This is a genomic window from Nocardia spumae (assembly GCF_020733635.1).
In the GTDB taxonomy this organism is placed as follows: domain Bacteria; phylum Actinomycetota; class Actinomycetes; order Mycobacteriales; family Mycobacteriaceae; genus Nocardia; species Nocardia spumae.
Genome location: NZ_JAJFZL010000001.1, coordinates 4033439 through 4054340 on the forward strand (window position 1 = coordinate 4033439; position 20902 = coordinate 4054340).

The following is a 20902-nucleotide window of genomic DNA, read 5'->3' on the forward strand; positions in this document are numbered from 1 at the left end:
ATAGGTCGCGCCCGCGCGCCGGGCGGTCGAGCCGCACCTCGCCCGCAGCAGCCCTCCGATCGTGAAGGAGTCTCGCCCATGATCATCGATCTGACCGGCCGGACCGCACTGGTCACCGGCTCGACGCAGGGAATCGGGCTGGCGATCGCCGAGGGTCTGGCGCGCAGCGGCGCGCGGGTCGCGGTCAACGGCCGCACCCGCGACCGAGTCGACGAAGCGGTGTCGGCACTGCGCGCCGACGGCGCCGACGTCCTCGGCGTCACCGCCGATGCGACGAGTACCGAGGGCGTGGACCGACTGCTCGCCGAACTTCCCGCGGTGGACATTCTGGTGAACAATCTCGGGATCTTCGGCGCGGTACCGGCCCGCGAGATCACGGATGCGCAGTGGCGCACCATCTTCGAGGTCAACGTGCTGTCGGCCGCGCGGCTGATCCGTGCCTATCTGCCCGGCATGATCGCCAGGGAATGGGGCCGCGCGATCCAGATCGCCAGTGACTCGGCGGTGGTCGTGCCCGAGGAGATGATCCATTACGGGGTATCCAAGACCGCACTGCTGGCACTGTCGCGCGGCTTCGCCAAGGACGCCGCGGGCTCCGGCGTCACCGTCAACTCGGTCATCGCCGGGCCTACCCACACCGCCGGTGTGGAGGATTTCGTCTATCAGCTCGTGGACCGGTCACTGCCCTGGGACCGGGCACAGCGCGAGTTCATGCGCGAGCATCGGCCGCAATCGCTGATCCAGCGCCTGATCGAGCCGGAGGAGATCGCCAATATGGTGGTCTATCTCAGCTCGCCGTTCGCCTCGGCGACCACCGGGGGCGCGCTCCGTGTGGACGGCGGATACGTGGATTCGATTCTGCCGTAACGGAATCCGCCCGCGATCGGTCAGTCGTCGGTCTTGATCTTCTTCATGATCAGATGCGAATCGACGCGGGCCACCGCGGCCAGGCTCATCAGCCGGCTGGTCAAGAAGGTCTCGAAGATCGCCTGATCGGCCACCGCGACCCGGATGAAGTAATCGGGCCGCCCGAAGAGTCGATGGAATTCCACGACCTCGTCGTAGGAGGCGACCGCCCGCTCGAATTCCTCGACCGTCTGCAAGTCGTTGATGCTGATCTCGACCGCGACCACGACCTCGAAGGCCCGGCCCATCGCGGCGGTATCGATGCGCGCCCGATAACCGCTGATGATTCCGGCGTCCTCGAGCCGTTTGACGCGTCGCAGACACGGCGGCGGGGTCAGGCCGACGCGCTTGGCCAGTTCGACGTTCGTCAACCGGCCGTCGCGACCGAGTTGAAACAAAATATCTCTATCGACCGAATCCAGGCGCATTTCGTATCTCTCCGACGCTGACGGTGGCCACTTTCGGACACCATATTACGTCGAGTAACACATAAAATTACCCGGGTGAGGATCAGTACGACATCGACACCGACCACCGAACCCGCTGTCGCGACGACCGACCCGGCGCGATCGGATCTGCGCGCGGCGCTGGCCGACTCGGGCTCGGTCGGCCTGGCACTGGTTCCACTGGGCCTGGCGCTCGGGGTACTGGTCGTCCACGCGCACCTGGCCTGGTGGTGGGCGCCGGTATTCGCGGGCTTCATCTACGCCGGATCGCTGGAATTCCTGCTGATCGGACTGCTGACCGCGACCACCCCGCTGGCCCAGGTGGCGCTGACGGCATTTCTGGTCAATTCCCGGCACGTCTTCTACGCCCTGTCCTTTCCGCTGCATCGCATGCCCGGCCGCGTGGCGAAGGGATATGCGACGTTCGCGCTGACCGACGAGGTCTACGCGTTGACCACCGGGGCATCGGCCCGCCGGTGGAGCGGGCGCCGAATCCTGTTGCTGCAGCTTCTGTGTCAGGGGTATTGGGTTGCCGGAGCGACCCTCGGCGCCGCGGGTGCGGCCGTCTTGCCGATCCGGCTCGACGGCCTGGATTTCGCCCTGACGGCGTTGTTCGCCGTACTCGCCGTGGACGGCTACCGGGCGCGGCCGGATCTGCCGGTCCCGGTGGCGGCTCTGGTCTGCGCGCTGATCGCCCGGTTCGCACTGCCCGGGCAGATGCTCCCGGTGGCACTGGGACTGTTCACCGTCACCCTGTCGATCCGACGCGTCCGCACCCGGAAAGAGTCCTCCCGTGCCTGACACCCGCTATCTGGTGACCGCCGTCGCGGTATGCGCCGTCGTCACGTGGTCGCTGCGCGCACTGCCGTTCGCCGCGCTGACACCGCTGCGCACCGACGCCACCGTGGACTACCTCGGCCGGACCATGCCGGTCGGCGTCATGGTCGTACTCGCCGGGTACACCGTGCGCGATATCACCCCGGCTCAGCTGTGGCCCACCGCGCTCTGCCTGGCCGTGACCGTCGGGTTGCACCTGTGGCGGCGCCACGCCGCCCTCAGCGTGCTGACCGGCACCGCGGTCCACGTCGCCCTCGCCACCTGCCTGGCGAATACCTAGCGCCGATATCCGGCGGCGCGGGCACGCGGCATCCGATGCCATTTCCGATCGGAAGTACCGGAACGCGGCGCTCGGACGCGCGAGCTACGCGAGCGCACCACGAAGCGATACCTAACCCCTTGCGCGAGAAGAGGATTGCCTGGCGGGCGAGACCCCGGCACACCCACCGGGTACATTGTGGACCGTGACCAACACTTCCGGAGACGCGTATCCCCTCGCCGACGCGATGACCACCTCGGTCGCCGTGCACGACGATGCGACCGTGCTCACCGTGGCCGGCGAGGTCGATCTGGCAACCGCTCCCGCACTGCAGAGTGCGATCGAGGCGACCCTCGGCGGTGAACCGGCGACACTGATCATCGATCTGCTGCAGGTGAGCTTCCTGGCTTCGGCCGGAATGGCCGCCCTCGTCGCCGCCCATCAGCGGGCCGGCACCACGACTCGCATCGTTCTCGTCGCCGAGGGTCCCGCCACCAGCAGGCAACTCAAGCTCACCAATCTCGATCAGGTGTTCGCTCTGCACCCGACACTCGATGCCGCCCTCGCCGCGCTGCGGCAGGACTGACCTCACCCGGGGCCCGAGGGACCGCCGGCAGTTCGTCGTCGAACTGCCGGCGGATCCGTTCAGACCAGCTCGCGCAGCTGTTCGATCAGCTTGACCCGTTCCGGCGCCGTCTCGGCCAGCGGGACCACGTTGAGCACCGTGACGCCCGCCTCACGGAACGCCGCGACCCGTTCGGCGACGAAGCCGGCCGAACCGATCAGCGAGATGTCGCGCACCAGATCGTCGGGGACCACCTTGGCGGCCTCCTCCTTGCGACCGGCCAGATAGAGCTCCTGGATGCGGTCGGCCTCGGCGCCGTAGCCGTATTTGGTGGCCAGGGTGTGATAGAAGTTCTTGCTCTTGGCGCCCATGCCGCCGATGTAGAGCGCCAGATGCGGCTTGATGAACTCGCGCAGCGGCTCCACGTTGTCACCGATGGCCAGCGCGGGACCGGCGTAGACGTCCAGTTCGCCGAGTGCGGGATCGCGTTTCGCGGTACCCGCCGCCAGCGCCTCACCCCACACGTCCCGAGCCTTCTCCGGCAGGAAGAAGATGGGCTGCCAGCCTTCGGCGAGTTCGGCGGCCAGCTGCACGTTCTTCGGGCCGAGCGCGGCCAGTAGCACCGGAATGCGTTCGCGCACCGGATGATTGATCAGCTTGAGCGGTTTGCCCAGACCGGTGCCGCGATCGGCGGGCAGCGGGATCGTGTAGTACTTGCCCTGATATTCGAGACGTTCACGCCGCCACACCTTGCGGCAGATCTCGACCACCTCGCGGGTGCGGCCGATCGGGGCGTCGTAGGGCACGCCGTGGAAACCCTCCATCACCTGTGGACCGGAGGCGCCCAGACCGAGGATGTAGCGGCCGTCGGAGACGTAGTCCAGTCCCGCGGCCGTCATCGCGGTCAGGGTGGGCGTACGGGTGTAGAGCTGCAGGATGCCCGACGCCAGCTGCACCCGATCGGTCTTGGCCGCCAGATAGCCCAGTCCGCTCACCGCGTCGTAGGAGTAGGCCTCGGGGACGAAGACGATGTCCAGGCCGGCCCGCTCGAGATCGGCGACCTCGGCCGCGACCTCCTTGAAGCCCCCCGCATAGTTGATGCCCAATCCGATCCGCATCTATGCAACTCCGTTCATATGCAACCAGTTGCAATGAGGCTATAGCACCCCATTACCCGTAACAAATGCGATCCACGACACCAGCCGGGTCGCGCAGCTTCCATCCTGCACACCGCCCGCACACCGCGATCACCAGGGCGGCCCGGCCCGATCCGCGACCGCCGCGCACGCCCGGTACGGTTGTTCGCGTACCGCACGCCCATTCCTCGAAACGGGAGGCCCCGCAGCATGTCTCAGGACACCGCATCGTCGCCGGACACCACGACGTTCGGAGACTCGACGATCGGCCGATACCTGGACGATCTCGCCGCCAAGATCCCCGCACCCGGCGGCGGCGCGGTGGCGGCACTGCACGCCGCACAGGGCGCCGCCCTGGTGGCCATGGTGGCCCGCTACACCACCCGAGCCAAAGACGCCGACAACCGCCCGGCGATCGACCGGATCATCGCCGCCGCGGATGCCGCACGCGCGCGTGCGCTGGCCTTGGCCGATGCCGATGCCACCGCCTTCACCGCCGTGGGAGCCGCCTACAAGCTCCCCAAGGACACCGACGAGCAGATCACGGCACGCAAGGACGCCATCGCCGCCGCACTTCTCGAAGCCGCGCGGGTCCCGGCCGCGGTGGTCGCCGAGGCCGACGAGGTGCTGTCGCTGGCCGCGGACCTGCTGCCGATCGGCAATCCGAACGTCGTGACCGATATCGGAGCGGCGGCCGACGCCGCCCGCGCCGCGGCCGCGAGTTCGCAGCTGAACATCGCCATCAACGTCGGCTCGCTCGGTGATCACGAGGCCGAGGAATTCGCCCCCGCGCTGCGGCGGGTGGAGGAGATCTTCGCCCGCGCCGACGCGCTGCACACCGACGTACTCGCCGCCGTCGTCGGCTGAGAGCCTTACCACACCCCTCGCGAAACCTCGATTAGCCACGCCGTAACTGTGATCACGAAGCGAGAACTATCCGGCGGATCATGATCATCCGGATCTAGAATCGAGGTCTTCGGTACGCAACCCACCTGAGGGGGTGGAGCCATGCGGAACATGATACGTCATGTACTCCTGGCAGCAGTTATCGCACTCATCGCCGCGGCTACGACCGGCACCGCGGCCGCGACGGTGGCACCGCGGATCGCGCCCGTAGCCTCGATCTCCCCCGCCGGCGGCGCGGTCGTCGGGATCGCGCATCCGGTGACCGTCAGATTCACCGCACCCGTCACCGATCGCACCCGTGCGGAGCGTTCCGTGCACATCGGGACCTACCCCGGCACGTTCTCCTGGACCAGCGACCGCGAATTGGTCTGGACCGCCACCGGATACCTGCCCGCCGACACCCGATTCACGGTGTATGCGGGCAACGCCCGCGCGGATTTCCGGACCGACGGCGGCACCAGCGCCGACGCCGATATGTCGGCGCACACCTTCACCGTCTTCGTCCCCGGCCAGGCGCCGCGGGTGATGCCGGCATCGATGGGCAAGCCGGGGCGTGAGACTCCGGTCGGCACCTTCCCCGTCATGGAGAAGGACCGCACCATCATCTTCGATTCGCGCACCATCGGCATCCCGCTCGACGATCCGGAGGGGTACTACCTCACCGGTGAGTTCGCCGAGCGCCTCACCTCCGGCGGTGTGTTCGTGCACTCGGCGCCGTGGTCGGTCGGCGACCAGGGAAACGCGAACGTCAGCCACGGCTGCATCAATCTCGCGCCCGCCGATGCCGAGTGGTACTACGACACCGTGAGCGTGGGCGATCCGGTGACCACCCACTGGTGATCAGCGCGCGGCTTCGGCCGCCTCCACCACATGGCGCATGAGCAGCGCGGTGGTGACGGGCCCGACACCACCGGGTACCGGACTGAGCGCTCCCGCCCGGCCCTCGACCGTCGCTGCGTCGACATCGCCGACGATGCCGCCGTCGGGACCCTCGTTGGTGCCGACGTCGATCACCACCGCGCCCGCACGCACATGGTCACCTCCGATCAGCCCGGCCCGCCCGGCCGCCGCGACCACGACGTCGGCCGCCGAGGTGACAGCGGGCAGATCGGTGGTCCGCGAATGACAGACCGTCACCGTCGCATTCTCGGCCAGCAGCAGCTGTGCCAGAGGTTTGCCGACGACATTCGACCGGCCCACGACCGCCACATGACGGCCGGCCAGCGCGATGTCGTGATGTTTGGCCAGCTCCACCACCGCCTGGGAGGTGGCCGGCGGAAATCCCGGCAGTCCGGCGGCCAGCAGGCCCAGTGACAGCGGGCTCACCCCGTCGACATCCTTGACGGCGGCGATCGCGGAGCTGACATCGTTGAGGTCCACTCCGGCCGGCAGCGGTGTCTGCAGCATCACCGCGTGCACCGCCGGATCCTCGCTCAATGTCGCCAGGGCCCCGCGAATCTCCTCCGCACTCGCCTGCGCTCCGAAATCGGTCTTCTCGCATTCGATGCCGAGCCGTCCCGCGGCGCGCTGCAGCGAATTGACATACCACCCGCTGGCCGGATCGTCATTGGCGATCACCAGCACCAGCCGCGGCGCGGCCCCGGATTCGGTGAGCGTGGCCGCGCGTTGCTTCGTCTCGGCGTTGAGGTCGGCGGCGAGTTGTTTGCCGGTCAGCGAAATGGTGTCCACCCGGTCACCTTATCGGGCCGCGCACCAGCGTCGACGGCCGCCGCCACCGGGACGGGAGTCGGATCCGACGGGGCAAATCCGGGCTCGTGACCGACTCGGGCCGTATGGTGGGCACGGTTGTCTCCAACGATCGTGCCGAAACAAGCGCGTGATCCCGCTCGCCCGGAAAGGTGTCTACCGACTTGAACATCGCCAGACGTATGACACATCTTCTCGTCGCGGCAACGGCCACCACACTGCTGGCCGGCCCCCTCACCGCGACTGCCACGGCCGCCGACGGACCGGCGCCGCTCTACAACTCCGCCCAATCCAACTTCGTCAACGGCAACGACGCGGCCGGCCTGGCCGACCTGCGCGCGCTGCTGGACAACACCCCCGACGATGCGCAGGCATTGGCCCTGCAGGGCATCTGGTCGGATTACACCGGCGACTTCGTCACCCGTGAGACCGCGTTCAACCGGCTCGCGGCCATCGATCCCGAGATGGCCCAGGGCGCACGGGGTGTCATCGGCGCCATCGGCGCGGCCGTGGGCACCCTGCCCAATCCGCTCCCGGCGATCGCCGGTCCGCAGACCGGGATCGTGGTGCTCGGCTACGGGCTGCTGCCCGACGGCTCACTGCGGCCCGAGCTGGTGAACCGGCTCACCGCGGCGTGGTTGCAGGCTCTCGCCGCACCGATGTCGCCGATCGTCGTCACCGGCGGCAATCCGCAGAACGGCGTCCCGGAGGCGGGAGCGATGGCCGGCTGGCTGATCGGTCACGGCATTCCCGCCAACCGCGTCCTGGTCGAGGATCGTGCCAATTCCACCGTGCAGAACGCGTTGTTCAGCTCGCAGATGCTGCGGGATGCCGGCGCGACCAGCGCGATCGTGGTGACCTCGCCCAACCACATCCGCCGTTCGGTGGCCGATTTCATCGTCGCCGGAACGCGGGTGGTCGGCGCGACGACCTCGCTCGATCAGCTGGTGTCGCAACTGCCCCCGCCCAACAAGGCCGCGCAACGAGGTATCTACCTCGATGCCACCCGCACCTTCCTGCTCCCGGCCTCCCGGTAGCACGCCCCCCGAAATCCGGTGCCCCGGTCGATATCCGGTTGACCACCGGCCGACAATGAACAGGTGAGCGACCCCGGACCCGAGGCACCCGACGACGCCGCCCTGGTGGCGGCCCTGCGGGGTGCGGGATGTGTCTTCGCCGAAGAGGAGGCCGCGCTGTTGCGAGGCGCGGCCTCCTCCTCCGAGGAACTCGCGGGGCTGGTGACGCGGCGGGTGCGCGGTACGCCACTGGAACACCTGCTCGGCTGGGCGGAGTTCCGCGGGCATCGCATCGCGGTCGGTCCCGGCGTCTTCGTGCCGCGGCGACGCACCGCTTTTCTCGTCGACCGAGCCTTGGCGCGAACCGCCGCCGCGGCCGGTGACGAACGCACCGTGGTCGACCTGTGCTGCGGTTCCGGCGCCCTGGGGTGGGCTGCCACCACCGCCCTGCGCACCGCGGGTGTGCGGGTGCATCTGGTCGCCGCCGATATCGATGTCGCGGCGGTCGTCTGCGCCCGCCGCAATCTGGAACCATTGGGCGCCAGGGTGTTTCAGGGTGATCTGTTCGCGGCCCTGCCATCGGAGCTGATCGGGCGCGTCGACCTGCTGCTGGCCAACACTCCGTACGTGCCGACCGCGATGATCGCGCGGATGCCGCCGGAGGCCCGCGATCACGAACCGCGTGCCGCCCTCGACGGCGGTGCGGACGGCCTCGACGTCCTGCGCCGGCTGGCTCCCGAGGCCGCACGCTGGCTCGCCCCCGGTGGGCAGATGTTCGTCGAGACCGGCGAATCGCAGCAGGACACCGCGGCCGCGATCATCGAACAGTCCGGTTTGACGTCCTCGATCGACCGGTCGGCGCCGGACGGCACGATCGTCGTCGGCGGGAGCCGCCGTGCGCGGTGATCGCCGGGGCGGTGCTCACCCGCGTCCGAGCCCCTGCTGGATATCGCCGACGATCCGCAGCTGTTCCCGTACCCCCGCCAGGCCGGCGGCCACGGCGGAAGGATCCGGTTGTGTTGCGGCCCGGGCATATTCGGCCACCCCGGCTTCGATCGTCGTCACCGCCTCGGCGGCCCGGTCCCGTGGTGGTTGCCGCAATTCCGGGCGCAGACCGGAGATCGCGACCAGATGGTCGTCCAGTGCCGCCGCCGACTGCTCCAGATCGGCGCGCAGGGTGACGGTCGCGGCGGTGTCGTAGGCCGGCACCGCACGCAGCGCCGCGACCGCGTCCCGCAGTCGCCGATGCAAGCGCGCCTCGGGATCGTGGGACCTCGCCCACGACTCCGGAGCGCGCGTCGCGATGCCGGGCACCACCTGGTTCTCGGCCGTGATGCGGCGGCGCTGATGATTCCAGGCCACCACACCGACCGCGATCACACCGCCGGTGACGACCAGGAATGCAAGCAGGAGCAGCAGAACCATGTCATCTCCCGTGGTGGATGGTGGTGTGCCCGGTGCTGTGGTGGGTGCTCCCGCCGCCGTGCCACATCGAGAAGGCGACGACCAGGCCGATGATCAGCAGGGTGATCGCGGTAACCAACGCGGCCAGTTTCACCTTGCTCCAGGGGCGGCGGCCGACCACCTCACCGGTGAGGCCGTTGATGTAGAGCTGGAACGGTGTGTTCGCGTACATCACCGTGAGCAGCCAGATCGGCAGCAGGAGATGCTTGTACGCCAGCGAGTTCCAGGTCGAGCGCAGATCGTGGATGCGCTGCCGGTCGCCGCCGATATCGTGGCGTACGGTGTCCTCGATCACCTTCTCCATCCGCCCGCGTGCGACCGGGAACATCTGCTCGGCGTCACGGTCGTAGGTGCGGGCCAGATGTCCGGCGACGTATTCGGGCGAATAGATCGTCGCCTCGGCTACCGGCCACGGCTCGAGTTCGGCGACCCGATCCCGGTCGTCGGTATCGTTGGCCAGGACCGGAAGATCGGTGAACCGATTGCCGACCTCACCGCCTGCCGGATACCAGCGGATCCCGGTGCGGCTCTTGAGTTCTCCGTCGTCCCAGTACCGCTCCTGGTACTCCTCGCCACGTTCGCCGCGATACCGGGTGTGCACATCGGCGTCGTAGGTGAAGTAGGCGTGGTACACGCTCGCCAGTGAGCCGAGACGCTTGTACTTCTTGAAGGCGGTCGGCGCGAACCAGCGTCCGGCGACCCATTTCTCGACCCGCTCGCGGGCCGCCTTCTCGTCGATACGAAACGGTACGACGCCGTCGACCCGCAGCCGGGCCGGCGCATTGTGCACATCTTCACGCTGGATCGCGGTGGCGCAGTACGGACATCGTGTCGCGGTCAGGCTGCCGACGAACGTCGTTGTGCCCCCGCAGTTCTGGCATTTCACCTCGCGGTCGCCGGTGACCTGCGGCCCCGCCGTCACGGCCTGAGCGGCCCGCAACTCGCCCATCGCCTGTCGCAGATCGCGTGCGAAGACCGGTGCGTGCGGCGCCGACAGCGGCGAATAGTTACCGCAACTCGGGCAGCGCAACTGCTGTGCGGCGATATCGAAGACGAGCTGCCCGCCACAGGCGGCGCAGGGATAGGTGCGGGTCAGCTCGGTCCGATGCAGCATGGCGCGATCCGGTGCCGCCGGGGGCGGCCCGGGCGGTGGCTCCACGGGCGGGGCGAACCGCCCGGGCGGGCCGGCGCAGGCGGGGGCCGATGGCACCCCGGGCGTCGGCGCGCCCAGCGCCGAGGGCAGCGGCGGCGGCGCCATCGCCGGCGGGGGCACCGACCCCGGCGCCGGAAACGGCGGCGGCGCAGCAGGATACGGCGCCGCGGCATGCGGTGGCGGAAACCTCCGGTCCGGTGGCGACGGTATGTCGTTCATCTACTCCCCCGAGATCGGACGTCGCTCAGCCCGCGGGCGGCATCGGCGGCGGGGTTCCCGGCAGCGGCGGCGGTCCGGCGAACAACGGCTGCAGGGCCGGTACCGATCCGGCGGCCGCCCAGGCCTGCATACCGTCGGTCCACACATTGGTCCGCGGTGTGAGCTGACCGCTCGAGACGAACTGCCGCAGCTGGTCGACCGGGAACGGTCCCGCCGCCTGCCCGTTCAGATCGACGTGGAACTGTGGCTGCCCGGGCAGCGGCGGCGGCTGCCGCGGGGCGAATCCGCCCTGGACCGCGCCGGCGAGCTGTCCGCCCAGCGCGACCCCCATCCCCGCCTGCATCGCGGCGCCGACCGCACCCTGAGCGGGGTTCTGCGCCGCCGCCAGCATCGCGTCGGCGGCCTGCACCTGCTGATAGCGGTTCGGATCACGGACGTTGTCGGCGAATCCGCTCGCCTCCACACCGCGGGCCACGCCGCGGGTCATCGCCTGCTGGATCTCCTCGGGCAGCGAGATCGTCATGGTGACCGCGTCGACGCCCAACCCGAACGACGCCACCCGCTGCGCCACGAATTCGCGCAGTTTGTCGGACAATTCGACCTGGCGCCCCTGCAGATCGATCGCCCCCAGACCACTGGCCAGCACCATATCGGAGAACGCGAGCACGATATTGCGCCGCAGCAGATCGGTGATCTGCTCCATCTCGACCACGCTCTCGGTGCCGATCACCTGCCGCAGGAAGACGGCCGGATCGAGCACCTTGACGATGGTGGTGCCGTTGGCCCGCACCTGCACCATCCGGAAGTCGGGATCGCGCACGGTCACCGGTTGCGGTGTGCCCCATCGCAGATCGGTGACCGGCCGGGTGTTGACGAAGTACACCTCGGAGCGGAACGGGCTGTCGAAGCCGTGCCTCCAGCCCTGCAGGGTGGACATGATCGGCATGTTCTCGGTGGTCAGCGTGTAGTGACCGGGACCGTAGCGGTCGGCGAGCTGCCCGCGGTAGACGAAGACGGCCTGCTGACCCTCGCGCACGATCAGCTCGGCGCCGTTCTTGATCTCGTTGTCGTAGCGCGGAAACCTCCACGCCAGTGTGGTATTCGTATCGTCGAGCCATTCGATGATGTCGACGAATTCGCCACGGATCTTGTCCATCAGGCCCATGCGTTGGCTCCGTCCTCCCTCGGCGCATTCCGCCGCGCCGAGTATGGCACACCCCGATTCGGCGGGGCCGCTAGCATGAATCGTCGTGGAGCAGCGCTATGTACGGCGATCGGGCCGGGTGATCCTCGCCGATATCGACGATCGGATCCTGCTCATCGCCTACCGCGGCACGCTCGATCCGCTGTACTGGATCACTCCCGGCGGCGGTATCGACGAGGCGGAGTCGCCCGCCGAGGCCGCGGTGCGAGAACTCGGCGAGGAGACCGGCGTGCGGCTCACGCCGGACGAGCTGGGGCCGCAGGTGGCCATCGCCTCCGGCTATCTCGAGATACCGGGGTGGCTGGCGGGGGTGTTCCGCGAGGACTACTTCTTCCACCGCTTGCCGACCGCGGGCACCGCGTTGGACACCAGCGGGCTGCTGCACTACGAGAGCGCCGCCATCGATGAATACCGCTGGTGGAGTGTCGATGATCTCGCCAGGACCGATCAGACCGTGTACCCGCTCGGACTCGCCGCACTGCTGAGCGAGCTGCTGGCGGGACGGAGACCGGCGGAACCGGTCACGCTGCCCTGGCGCGACCGGTCCGCGGAAACCTCCTGATCCGGCGGATCAGGGCTTGCGGCCGGTGAATTCGTCCATCGAGTGGTACACGCCCACCTTGTTCAGGTAGAAGTCTCGCAACTTCAGCGGCAGCAGGCCCGAGATGGCCCGGTTGAACCGGGAGGTCCACGGCAGCACCACCAGCGGCGTCCCGTTCTTCATCTCCTGCCAGGCGGTGTCGACGACCTCTTCCTGCTCGAGGATCGGGGTGAACCAGAATCCCTTGGCGCCGTCGAACATTCCGGTGTTGATGTAGGTCGGGCACACGGTGGTGATCTTGACGTGCTCGTTGCCGGACTGCTCGAGTTCCAGCCGCACCGAATCCGACCAGCCCAGCGCCGCCCACTTGGACGCGGCGTAGACACTCATCCGCGGATTGGAGACCAGCGCGGCCGAGGACGCGATGTTCAGCATGCGCGCGGGCGTCTTGCGGTTCACCATCGCGGGCAGGAATTCCAGTGCGGTGTACATGGGCGCGAGCGAGTTGATGGCCATCGTCTTGTCGATGTCGGCGCGGTTGTCGGTCTCCCAGAAGTAGCCGTTGCCGCGCACGATTCCGGCATTGTTGATCAGCACGTCGATATCGCCGACCTCGTCACGCACCGCGGCCGCGGCGGCGGCGATCGACTGCTGATCGGAGACGTCGACCGCGTACTGATGCACGCGGCTCACCGCCCCGGAGGACAGTTCGGCCACGGTCTGTTTCAACGCGGTCTCGTTGATATCCCACAGCACCACATCGGCGGCCTGCTCGCGCACCGCCCGCTGGGCGAAGGATTTGCCCAGACCCATCGCAGCGCCGGTGATCAGCACCCGCTTGCCCGCGACCGTATCCATATCCGTTCCTTTCCAGAGGCGCCCGAGGGGCGAAATCACTTCTGCCGCAAGGTCTTCATCACACCGAAGTACAGCGTCATGGTCTTCGCCCACAGCGCCTCCGACATCCCCGGCAGCGGTGCGATCGGCAGGGCCCGCTGGACGGCGATGGTCTGTGTGTCGACGTATTTCAGCAGCCCCTCCGGACCGTGCCGACGGCCGTTGCCGGAGATCCCGAGCCCGCCCGAGGGAGCCGCGACACTGCCCCAGGCCGCGATGAAGCCCTCGTTGACGTTCACCGATCCGGCGTGAATACGGGCGGCGATCGCCCGGGCACGGCCGGTATCCCGGCTCCACACACTGGCATTGAGACCGTAGGACGTGTCGTTGGCCTGTTCGACGGCCTCGTCGTCGCTGTGTACCCGGTAGATCGAGACGACCGGGCCGAAGGTCTCCTCGCGGTAGACCGTCATCCCCGGCCGCACGCCGGCCAGGACGGTGGGTTCGTAGAAGTAGGGGCCCAGATCCGGGCGCGCGCGCCCGCCGGCCAGGACGGTAGCGCCCTTGGCGACCGCGTCCTCGACGTGAGCGGTCACCGTTTCCAGCTGGCGCGGGAAGGTCAGCGACCCCATCTCGTAGGAGTAGTCGAGGTCCGTGCCCAGTCGCAATGCCTGTGTGGCCGCGGTGAATTCGGCGACGAACCGATCGTGGACCCGGTCGTGCACATAGATCCGCTCGATCGATTCGCACAGCTGCCCGGCGGAGGCGAAACAGGCCCGCACCGCGATCTTGGCGGCCGCGCTCACATCGGCGTCCTCCAGGACCAGCAGCGGATTCTTTCCGCCCAGCTCCAGTGAGCAGCCGATCAGCCGCTCCCCCGCCTGCTGCGCGATGGTCCGGCCGGTGGCACTGGACCCGGTGTAGTCGACGTAGTCGGCGCGCGCGATCACCTCGCCGCCGATCACCGATCCGCGGCCGAGGACCGCCTGCCACAGCCCCTCGGGCAGGCCGGCGCGTTCGGCGACATCGATCGCCCACAGCGCGGTCAGCGCGGTCTGATTGTCCGGCCGCGCGACCACGGCATTGCCCGCCATCAGCGCGGGCAGCGCGTCGGAGGCCGCGAGTGCGAGCGGATAGTTCCACGGCGAGATGACGGCGACCACACCCTTGGGCCGGTTGCGGACCTCCACCTGGGTGAGCACCGGGAGCACGCCGCGCGGGCTGCGCGAGGCGAGCAGGCGCGGGGCGGCCGCGGCGTAGTAGCGGGCGTTGACGGCGACGTCGCCGACCTCGTCGAAGGCGTGCACCCGAGATTTTCCGGCCTCGGTCTGCACGATGTCGAGAACGGTGTCCTGCTCGGCGAGCACCAGATCGTGGAAGCGGCGCAGCACCGCCGCGCGCTCACGGACCGGCACCCGCGCCCAGCGTTGCTGGGCGATGCGGGCGGTGGCGAAGGCGGATTCGATATCGGCGGTCGAGGACTGCGGCAGATCGGCGATCTTCGTCCCGTCGGCCGGCGCGAAGATCTCCACCGAGGCGGCGCCGCCCGCGCGGGCGCGGGCCAGCAGACGCTCCACCAGCTCCCGCGGCAGCGCGGTGGTCAGTTCCGGGGCGGTCGTCATTGTCGGCCCTCTCGATCGGCGGGCGTCCAACAATTCGCTGAACACCAGTGTTAGATTAACACCGCTGTTAGATTAATGGCGGTGGGCCGCGTGCTGTCAAGTCCGTGGCGAGCGATCAGGGAGGTACCACAGATGTCCGAGGATGCGGTGGTCACCACTCACAGCGGCGCCCGCCGCGGCCGCCCGCCACAGACCCGCGAACAGGCCGACGAGGTCCGGTCCCGCATCGTCGCCGCCACCGCGGCGGTATTCACCGAATTCGGTTCCCGCGGCCTCAGCGTCGCGCGCATCATCGGCGGGGCCGGGATCTCCCGGCCCACCTTCTACCGCTATTTCGCCAACGCCACGGCACCGCTCGATGTGGTACTCACCCTGTCCAACGAAGGGCTGGTGGGCGGAATTCGCACCGCACTGGCCGGATCCGAGGAACCGGTGGCGCTGGGCATCGGCATCATCGACGCCTACCTGGACTGGGCGCGCGGGCACGGCCCGATGCTGCGGCCGGTATTCGCCGAACTGCACGATCCGGCCTCACCGGTATCGGCGTATCGGGAGGAGGCGTTCGACGATATCCGCGCCCTGGTGCGGTCCAAGTTCCACGCGCTGGGCCGGGAGCGGCCCACCGCGCTCGATCTCGACACCGCCCTGCAGGTATGCGAATTCGTCGTCTACCGGGTGTCGCTGGGTACCGCCCCCGGTGCCGAGCCCGATCCCGCGGAGGTGGCGCAGGCGCGACTCACGATGATCCGCAATGTCCTGGTCACCCTGGGCCGGCGCGAGGATGTCGAACTCGCCCTGACGATTCCGGGCATCTTCACGCCCGCCCAGCGCTGAACGATCAGCCGCGCAGCCCGCTCGCCCGCAGGACCCGCCGCGAGATACCCGCCTGCAGCGCCTCCGCCGTGCCGATGATCCGCACCCGCTGCCGGGCGCGGGTGATCGCGGTGTAGAGCAGTTCGCGGGTCAGCAGGGTCGACTCCGGACCGGGCAGGACGAGGGTCACCGCACCGTACTGACTGCCCTGGCTGCGGTGGATCGTCATCGCGTAGACGGTGGTGACGCCCGGGAACTGGGTGGGATGCACCAGATACGGCTCGCTGCCGCGCTGCAGTGCCGCCCGCAGGCCGCCGTCGGCCGCGCGCACGATCACCCCGGTATCGCCGTTGTAGATGCGAGCCTCGTGATCGTTGGCCGTGACCAGCAGTGGCTGTCCGGGAAACCAGTGCCCGGCAACGGATTCCGCGCCGATCCCGGCCGCGGCCACCCAGGCCCCGGCCATCCGGTCCCACCGCTCCACACCGAAGGGGCCCTGCCGGTGCGCGCACAGCAGGCGATGCGATTCCATCGCGGCCAGTGCCGCGGCCGCGTCGCCGTTCTCGGCCGCCGCGGTGGATTCGCGGGCCGCGGCGACCACATCGGACCGTACCTCGGCGATATCGTCCGGCCCGTGCAGCGACAGCTCCGCACCGGCCTCGTGGAGCAGCGCCAGTGCGGTATCGGCGTCTCCGGCTCGCACCGCGACCGCCAGATCGGCGATGCGGCCGCCGAACCGGCGACCCCTGGTGAGCCGAATCATGCCACCACGCAACCGATTCCGCTCCCGGACACTGAGTTCTTCCGCTCCGGCGGCGGGTTCGGCGGCGCCGGTGTCGAGGATCCGGTCGAGGACCGGATTGGGCGGGCCGAGCACCGGCCCGGCGACCAGATCCGCGAGCACGGCGCCGGCGTCGACGGACGCGAGCTGATCGGGATCGCCGACCAGGACCAGCCGGGCGTCCGGGCGCACCGCGGGCAGCAGGCGGCTCATCATCGTCAGCGACACCATCGAGGTCTCGTCGACCACGATCACGTCGTAGGGCAGCCGATTGTGGGCGTGGTGGCGGAAGCGGGTGGTGCCGCCGCGCTGCCAGCCCAGCAGGCGGTGCACGGTGGCGGCGGTCAGCTCCGGCAGATCCAGGTCGGCAGCCTGCTCACGCACCGATTCCTGCAGGCGCGCAGCGGCTTTACCCGTCGGGGCGGCCAGCGCGATCCGCAGCGGGGCGGTGTCGGCGAGCGCACGCTGATGCGCCACCAGCAGTGCCAGGATGCGGGCGATGGTGTGGGTCTTGCCGGTTCCCGGGCCACCGGCGACCACCGTGGTCCAGCTGGTGGCGGCGACGGCGGCCGCGATGCGCTGCCGGTCCGGAGCCGCGCCGGGAGCGCCGGTACCGGGAAACAGCCGATCCAGCTCCCGACGCACCGTCTCGGGATCGATGAGCGGATGTCCGCCGGCGCGCTCGTCCAGAGCCGCGCGGATCGTCTGCTCCTGGCGGTAGTAGCGATCCAGGTACAGCAGCGGCCCGCCGTGGGAGTCGACCAGTCGCAGCGGCCGTAACGGACCGGCCGGGCTCCCGGCCACCAGCGGGCTCTCGCGCAGCGCCGCGCACAGCGCCTCGACCTCCGGCCACGGTAGCAGCGCGGGATCCATCGGTTCGGTCTCGCCGAGGTCGAAACCCTCACCGTCGACGCCGATTTCGTGCATGCGCCGCAATTCCAGGCACACCGATCCCGAGCGCACCGCGCGCACCGCCAGCGCCGCGGCCAGCAGCACCTGCTCCCCCGATTCCCCGCCGAGACGGCCCAACCGCAGTGCCACGTGCACATCGGCCGCCGACAGCACCCCGGCGGTGTTGAAGGTCCGCAGCAGACCGGTGGCCCGCTGCGCGAGTCCGATAGCGGTCATCGCGGATCCACCCCGGCCAGTAGATCCGACAGCGCCACGACGAGGTCCGCGGGCGGATCCCAGTCGAAGACGCCGTATCCCGGCGGGGTCGCCGGGCCGATCATGCCGCGCACGAACAGATACCGCACACCGCCCAGATGGCGGGCCGGATCGTAATCCGGCATCCGCCAGCGCAGATATCGGTGCAGCGCGGCCGAATACAGCAGGGCCTGCAGCGGGTAGTGCGAGCGCATCATCTCCTCGGCCATCCGGTCACGCCCGTAATGGGCGACGGTCAGATCGCCCGCGCCGAGCCGGTTGGTCTTGTAGTCGACGACGACGAAACGTGGGCCGGCGGTGCGCAGGACGGCATCGATACTGCCGGTCAGATAGCCTCGCAGCACGACGTCGTCGAGCCGGTCGATGGCGTCGGCGTAGCCGGCGAACGGATCGTCGGCGGACAGGTGCGTGCGCAACAGCGCGCCGATGCGGCGCAGTGTCACCCGCTGGGCCACCGGATCGTCGCCGCCGGCCAGCGGCAGTTCGAATTCCAGCTCGTTCAGCCGGTCCCGGGATCGGATATCGGCCAGCGCGACCGGATCGAGCGGCGTGCGCAGCACCGCCACCAGAGCCCGGGCCAGGTCGTCGGGGTCGATATCGGCCATCAGTTCGGCGATGGCCCGGCCACAGCGCGCCCGCACCTCGGCGGCCAGATCCGGGGCGTCGGTGTCGACGAGTTCCAGGACACCGTGGACCAGGGTGCCGAATTCCGCGCCGTAGGGCAGGTCGTTCATCAACGACGGTGCGGCGCCGGAGAATTCGTCCTCGGCGGCGTCGGCGGTCTGGAATTCCGGTGCGGGCGAGAGTGGTTCGTCGGTGCCGCCGGCGGGGGTATCCGGGGCGCCGGAGTCCGCGAGCGGTTGCTGATCGTGGGCCGAGGCGGTCAGCGCGGAGTAGGAGGTGCGGCGCCAGTCGTGGTCGACGGTGCGCTCGAACCGCGCGGCCGCCAGGTCGACGGCGCCGAGATCGCCGCGTTCGCCGCGCAGCCGGGCCGGTTCGGGAGCCCGGACCGGTTCGATCGCGATCAGTCCCGGGCCCGCCGAGCCGGCCCAGTCACGCAGCTGTTGCAGCACCATCGGATCCGCGGCGACGTCGCAGCGCGGCGGCACATCGGCACTGCCGGGCGTGCGGCCGAGGACCATCCGGTGCAGCGGTGACGCGGCCGTGCCGTAGGTGGGCGCCCACCAGGCCACCACCTGGCATTGGGCCCGGGTCAACGCCACGTACAGCAGGCGCAGTTCCTCGCCCGCCTCCTCGGCCTCGCACCACCGCTTGTGCTCGGCGTATCCGGGCGCATCGGGACCGCCCACGTCGAGGACTCGCTCGTCACCGTCGTGGAACAGCAGGGTCGACGGCTTGGGATTCTTGGCGCCGTCCCAGGCGAAGGGCAGGTAGACGAGCGGGAACTCCAGGCCCTTACTGGCGTGAACGGTGGCGATCTGGACCGCGGCGGCATCCCGATCGAGGCGGCGGCTGCGCCCGGCGACGGTGCCGGAGGCCGGATCCCGCACCCGATCGGCCAGCCACCGGGTCAGGGCGGTGAGCCCCAGCGATTCGCGCGCGGCGACCTCGTCGAGCAGTTGTGCGATATGGCGGAGGTCTGTCAGCCGGCGTTCGCCGCCGGATTGGCCGAGCAGCCGCGGCGCGGGCCGGGCCTGGGCACTGAGCCGGTCGAAGACCGCCGCGAAGCCCGACCGGGCGAACAGGCGGGCCGCGTCGCGCAGCTGGGTGCTGAGCCGGCCGACCAGATCCGCACCGCCGGCATCGATCTCGGCGGCCGAGTGCCCGAGCAGCGGCGTGGTCGCCGCCAGCCGCACCCGGTCCCCACGATGCGGCTGTTCCAGCGCGCGCAGCACCCACAGCCAGTCGGTGGCGCTGCGGGTGGCGAAGACGCTGGCGCCGCCGGCGAGCACCGACGCCACCCCGGCCCGGTCCAGTGCCGCGCGCACCACATCGACCTGGGCGCGAGTCCGGACCAGCACGGCGATATCGCCCGGACCCAGCTCCCGGTCGTCGATGCGCAGGCCCGATTCCAGCACCCGCACGATGTCGGCGGCCAGATCGGCGGCGACCCGATCGCGCTGACGGACCACCGCCGGGAAGCCACTGCCGTTCAACGCACCGGCGCCCTGCCGGGGTAACAGCCGAAGGCGCAACGGAATCGCGGAGTCCGCGGCGCCGCCGAGCCGGGTGCGCGGCCGTACCGCCCGCACCTCGGGCACCGTGATCTCCGGATGTCCCAGCGCCGCGCCACCGAACAGATGCCGCAGTGCCGCCAGCAGTCCCGCGTCGCTGCGCCGATTCGTATCGAGTTCCCGGCGGGCATCGGCATGCGCGACCGCGTCGAGATAGCTCAGCACCTCCGCCCCGCGGAAGGCGTAGATCGCCTGTTTGGGATCGCCGACCAGGACCAGCGTGCAGTGGTTGTGGAACACCCGGCGCAGAATGTCCCACTGCAACGGGTCGGTGTCCTGGAATTCGTCGACCAGCGTCACCGGGAAGCGTTCGCGGATGCGACGGCAGGCCCGTTCGCCGTGGGCCGGATCGGCGAGTATCTCGTGCAGCAGCACCAGTTGATCGTCGAAATCGCGAATTCCCGAAAGACGTTTGCGCCGTTCCACTTCCGCGCGGACGGCGGCGGCGAAGGCGGCCGCCTCCGCCGCGGGATGATCGCCCAGTTCCTCCCCCGGCACCAGCCGCGCGCGCCGGTCGGCCACCGCCGCGACGGCCAGCGACACCGCCTGCCGGATCGGCATCGGCGCACCGCCGCGAGCGTACCGGGCCAAGTACAGATCCTCGGCCACGGTGCCCACCAGCTCGTCGATTCCCTCGACCAGCCGGACCCGCGGGTCGTGCTCACCCGCGATGCCGAGTTCGTCGAGCATGCGCTGACAGAATCCGTGGGTGGTCGAGATGGTTCCGGCGTCGAAATCCGACAGTGCCGCGACCAGCCGGCCCCGGCGGCGGTCCACCTCCTCCGCGTCGGCGGTGGCCAGATACGAGATCAGCTCGTCGGCACTCGCGCGGGCGGTGTCCGGATCGTCGAGGGCGTTCGCGGCGGTGACGAATCGCTCGCGCGTGCGCTCCCGCAGCTCCTGGGTCGCGGCCCGGCTGAACGTGACCAGCAGCAACTCGGAGATGTCGACGACGCCCTCCGCGACGAAGCGCACGGCGAGTCCGACGATCGCGTAGGTCTTCCCGGTACCGGCGCTGGCCTCGAGCACGGTGGTACCGGCGGGCAGCCGGCCACACAGGTCGAAGTGACCGGGCGTGGTGGCGCTCGCCTCCGGGATCCGAGCATCGGCGCCGGCCGCGCCCGGCTC

Annotated in this window: 20 protein-coding genes; 10 read left to right on the forward strand and 10 right to left on the reverse strand. The window is 69.7% G+C overall.

What is annotated here, in order from left to right; genetic code table 11:
* Positions 1 to 78: 78 nt before the first annotated feature.
* On the forward strand, positions 79 to 867 hold the full coding sequence (locus LKD76_RS18040) for an SDR family NAD(P)-dependent oxidoreductase (RefSeq protein ID WP_227982492.1): 789 nt from the start codon (positions 79 to 81) through the stop codon (positions 865 to 867).
* A gap of 20 nt (positions 868 to 887) precedes the next feature.
* On the opposite strand, the gene LKD76_RS18045 is transcribed toward LKD76_RS18040, so the two are convergent.
* Positions 888 to 1328, reverse strand: coding sequence for an Lrp/AsnC family transcriptional regulator (locus tag LKD76_RS18045; protein WP_372465996.1), 441 nt, complete (start codon positions 1326 to 1328; stop codon positions 888 to 890).
* A gap of 81 nt (positions 1329 to 1409) precedes the next feature.
* On the opposite strand from LKD76_RS18045, the gene LKD76_RS18050 reads away from it, so the two are divergent.
* The 3 genes from LKD76_RS18050 to LKD76_RS18060 all read left to right on the forward strand — a co-directional run bounded on the left by LKD76_RS18050 (position 1410) and on the right by LKD76_RS18060 (position 3034).
* Positions 1410 to 2153, forward strand: a complete 744-nt coding sequence (locus LKD76_RS18050; RefSeq protein WP_227982494.1) for an AzlC family ABC transporter permease — start codon at positions 1410 to 1412, stop codon at positions 2151 to 2153.
* Positions 2146 to 2469: a branched-chain amino acid transporter permease gene (locus tag LKD76_RS18055; RefSeq protein ID WP_227982495.1), complete on the forward strand. Its 324-nt coding sequence runs from the start codon at positions 2146 to 2148 to the stop codon at positions 2467 to 2469. The genes LKD76_RS18050 and LKD76_RS18055 overlap by 8 nt, the downstream gene beginning before the upstream one ends.
* A 226-nt stretch (positions 2470 to 2695) precedes the next feature.
* Complete coding sequence (locus LKD76_RS18060; RefSeq protein WP_227985296.1) at positions 2696 to 3034, forward strand: STAS domain-containing protein; 339 nt, start codon at positions 2696 to 2698, stop codon at positions 3032 to 3034.
* Positions 3035 to 3093: 59 nt separating this feature from the next.
* On the opposite strand, the gene LKD76_RS18065 is transcribed toward LKD76_RS18060, so the two are convergent.
* The gene (locus LKD76_RS18065; protein WP_227982496.1) at positions 3094 to 4131 is read right to left on the reverse strand and encodes an LLM class F420-dependent oxidoreductase; all 1038 of its coding nucleotides are present in this window, start codon (positions 4129 to 4131) and stop codon (positions 3094 to 3096) included.
* A gap of 228 nt (positions 4132 to 4359) precedes the next feature.
* Here LKD76_RS18065 and LKD76_RS18070 point away from each other — a divergent pair, with 228 nt between their 5' ends.
* On the forward strand, positions 4360 to 5016 hold the full coding sequence (locus LKD76_RS18070) for a cyclodeaminase/cyclohydrolase family protein (protein ID WP_227982497.1): 657 nt from the start codon (positions 4360 to 4362) through the stop codon (positions 5014 to 5016).
* Positions 5017 to 5157: 141 nt separating this feature from the next.
* The gene (locus LKD76_RS18075; RefSeq protein WP_227982498.1) at positions 5158 to 5895 is read left to right on the forward strand and encodes a L,D-transpeptidase; all 738 of its coding nucleotides are present in this window, start codon (positions 5158 to 5160) and stop codon (positions 5893 to 5895) included.
* Here LKD76_RS18075 and LKD76_RS18080 read toward each other — a convergent pair whose 3' ends face one another.
* Complete coding sequence (locus LKD76_RS18080) at positions 5896 to 6744, reverse strand: bifunctional 5,10-methylenetetrahydrofolate dehydrogenase/5,10-methenyltetrahydrofolate cyclohydrolase (protein WP_227982499.1); 849 nt, start codon at positions 6742 to 6744, stop codon at positions 5896 to 5898.
* A 200-nt stretch (positions 6745 to 6944) separates the two neighbouring features.
* On the opposite strand from LKD76_RS18080, the gene LKD76_RS18085 reads away from it, so the two are divergent.
* Both LKD76_RS18085 and LKD76_RS18090 read left to right on the forward strand, forming a co-directional pair.
* Positions 6945 to 7799 carry a YdcF family protein gene (locus LKD76_RS18085; RefSeq protein WP_227982500.1) on the forward strand — a complete coding sequence of 285 codons (855 nt, stop codon included), beginning with the start codon at positions 6945 to 6947 and terminating at the stop codon, positions 7797 to 7799.
* Between the two features lie 63 nt (positions 7800 to 7862).
* Entirely contained in the window at positions 7863 to 8684 is an 822-nt protein-coding gene (locus LKD76_RS18090) for a putative protein N(5)-glutamine methyltransferase (protein ID WP_227982501.1), read from the forward strand.
* 15 nt (positions 8685 to 8699) lie between these two features.
* On the opposite strand, the gene LKD76_RS18095 is transcribed toward LKD76_RS18090, so the two are convergent.
* Genes LKD76_RS18095 through LKD76_RS18105 form a run of 3 tightly spaced genes read right to left on the reverse strand, consistent with a single transcriptional unit; the run spans position 8700 to position 11779 of the window.
* Entirely contained in the window at positions 8700 to 9203 is a 504-nt protein-coding gene (locus LKD76_RS18095) for a hypothetical protein (RefSeq protein ID WP_227982502.1), read from the reverse strand.
* Between the two features lies 1 nt (position 9204).
* Positions 9205 to 10614 carry a TFIIB-type zinc ribbon-containing protein gene (locus LKD76_RS18100; protein WP_227982503.1) on the reverse strand — a complete coding sequence of 470 codons (1410 nt, stop codon included), beginning with the start codon at positions 10612 to 10614 and terminating at the stop codon, positions 9205 to 9207.
* 25 nt (positions 10615 to 10639) lie between these two features.
* Positions 10640 to 11779: an SPFH domain-containing protein gene (locus LKD76_RS18105; protein WP_227982504.1), complete on the reverse strand. Its 1140-nt coding sequence runs from the start codon at positions 11777 to 11779 to the stop codon at positions 10640 to 10642.
* An 85-nt stretch (positions 11780 to 11864) separates the two neighbouring features.
* On the opposite strand from LKD76_RS18105, the gene LKD76_RS18110 reads away from it, so the two are divergent.
* Positions 11865 to 12380 carry an NUDIX hydrolase gene (locus LKD76_RS18110; protein ID WP_227982505.1) on the forward strand — a complete coding sequence of 172 codons (516 nt, stop codon included), beginning with the start codon at positions 11865 to 11867 and terminating at the stop codon, positions 12378 to 12380.
* Positions 12381 to 12389: 9 nt separating this feature from the next.
* Here the strand turns inward: LKD76_RS18110 and LKD76_RS18115 are convergent, their stop codons facing one another.
* Both LKD76_RS18115 and LKD76_RS18120 read right to left on the reverse strand, forming a co-directional pair.
* A complete protein-coding gene (locus tag LKD76_RS18115; RefSeq protein ID WP_227982506.1) occupies positions 12390 to 13217 on the reverse strand; it encodes an SDR family NAD(P)-dependent oxidoreductase in 828 nt (275 codons plus the stop codon).
* A 35-nt stretch (positions 13218 to 13252) separates the two neighbouring features.
* The gene (locus LKD76_RS18120) at positions 13253 to 14818 is read right to left on the reverse strand and encodes a succinic semialdehyde dehydrogenase (RefSeq protein ID WP_227982507.1); all 1566 of its coding nucleotides are present in this window, start codon (positions 14816 to 14818) and stop codon (positions 13253 to 13255) included.
* A 132-nt stretch (positions 14819 to 14950) separates the two neighbouring features.
* Between LKD76_RS18120 and LKD76_RS18125 the strand changes: the two genes are divergently transcribed.
* The gene (locus LKD76_RS18125) at positions 14951 to 15652 is read left to right on the forward strand and encodes a TetR/AcrR family transcriptional regulator (protein ID WP_227982508.1); all 702 of its coding nucleotides are present in this window, start codon (positions 14951 to 14953) and stop codon (positions 15650 to 15652) included.
* Between the two features lie 4 nt (positions 15653 to 15656).
* On the opposite strand, the gene recD is transcribed toward LKD76_RS18125, so the two are convergent.
* Together recD and LKD76_RS18135 are read right to left on the reverse strand one after the other, a co-directional pair.
* Positions 15657 to 17540, reverse strand: coding sequence for an exodeoxyribonuclease V subunit alpha (recD, locus tag LKD76_RS18130; protein WP_227982509.1), 1884 nt, complete (start codon positions 17538 to 17540; stop codon positions 15657 to 15659).
* Positions 17537 to 20872, reverse strand: a complete 3336-nt coding sequence (locus tag LKD76_RS18135; protein ID WP_227985297.1) for a UvrD-helicase domain-containing protein — start codon at positions 20870 to 20872, stop codon at positions 17537 to 17539. Before LKD76_RS18135 ends, recD begins: the two co-directional genes overlap by 4 nt.
* Between the last annotated feature and the right edge of the window lie 30 nt (positions 20873 to 20902).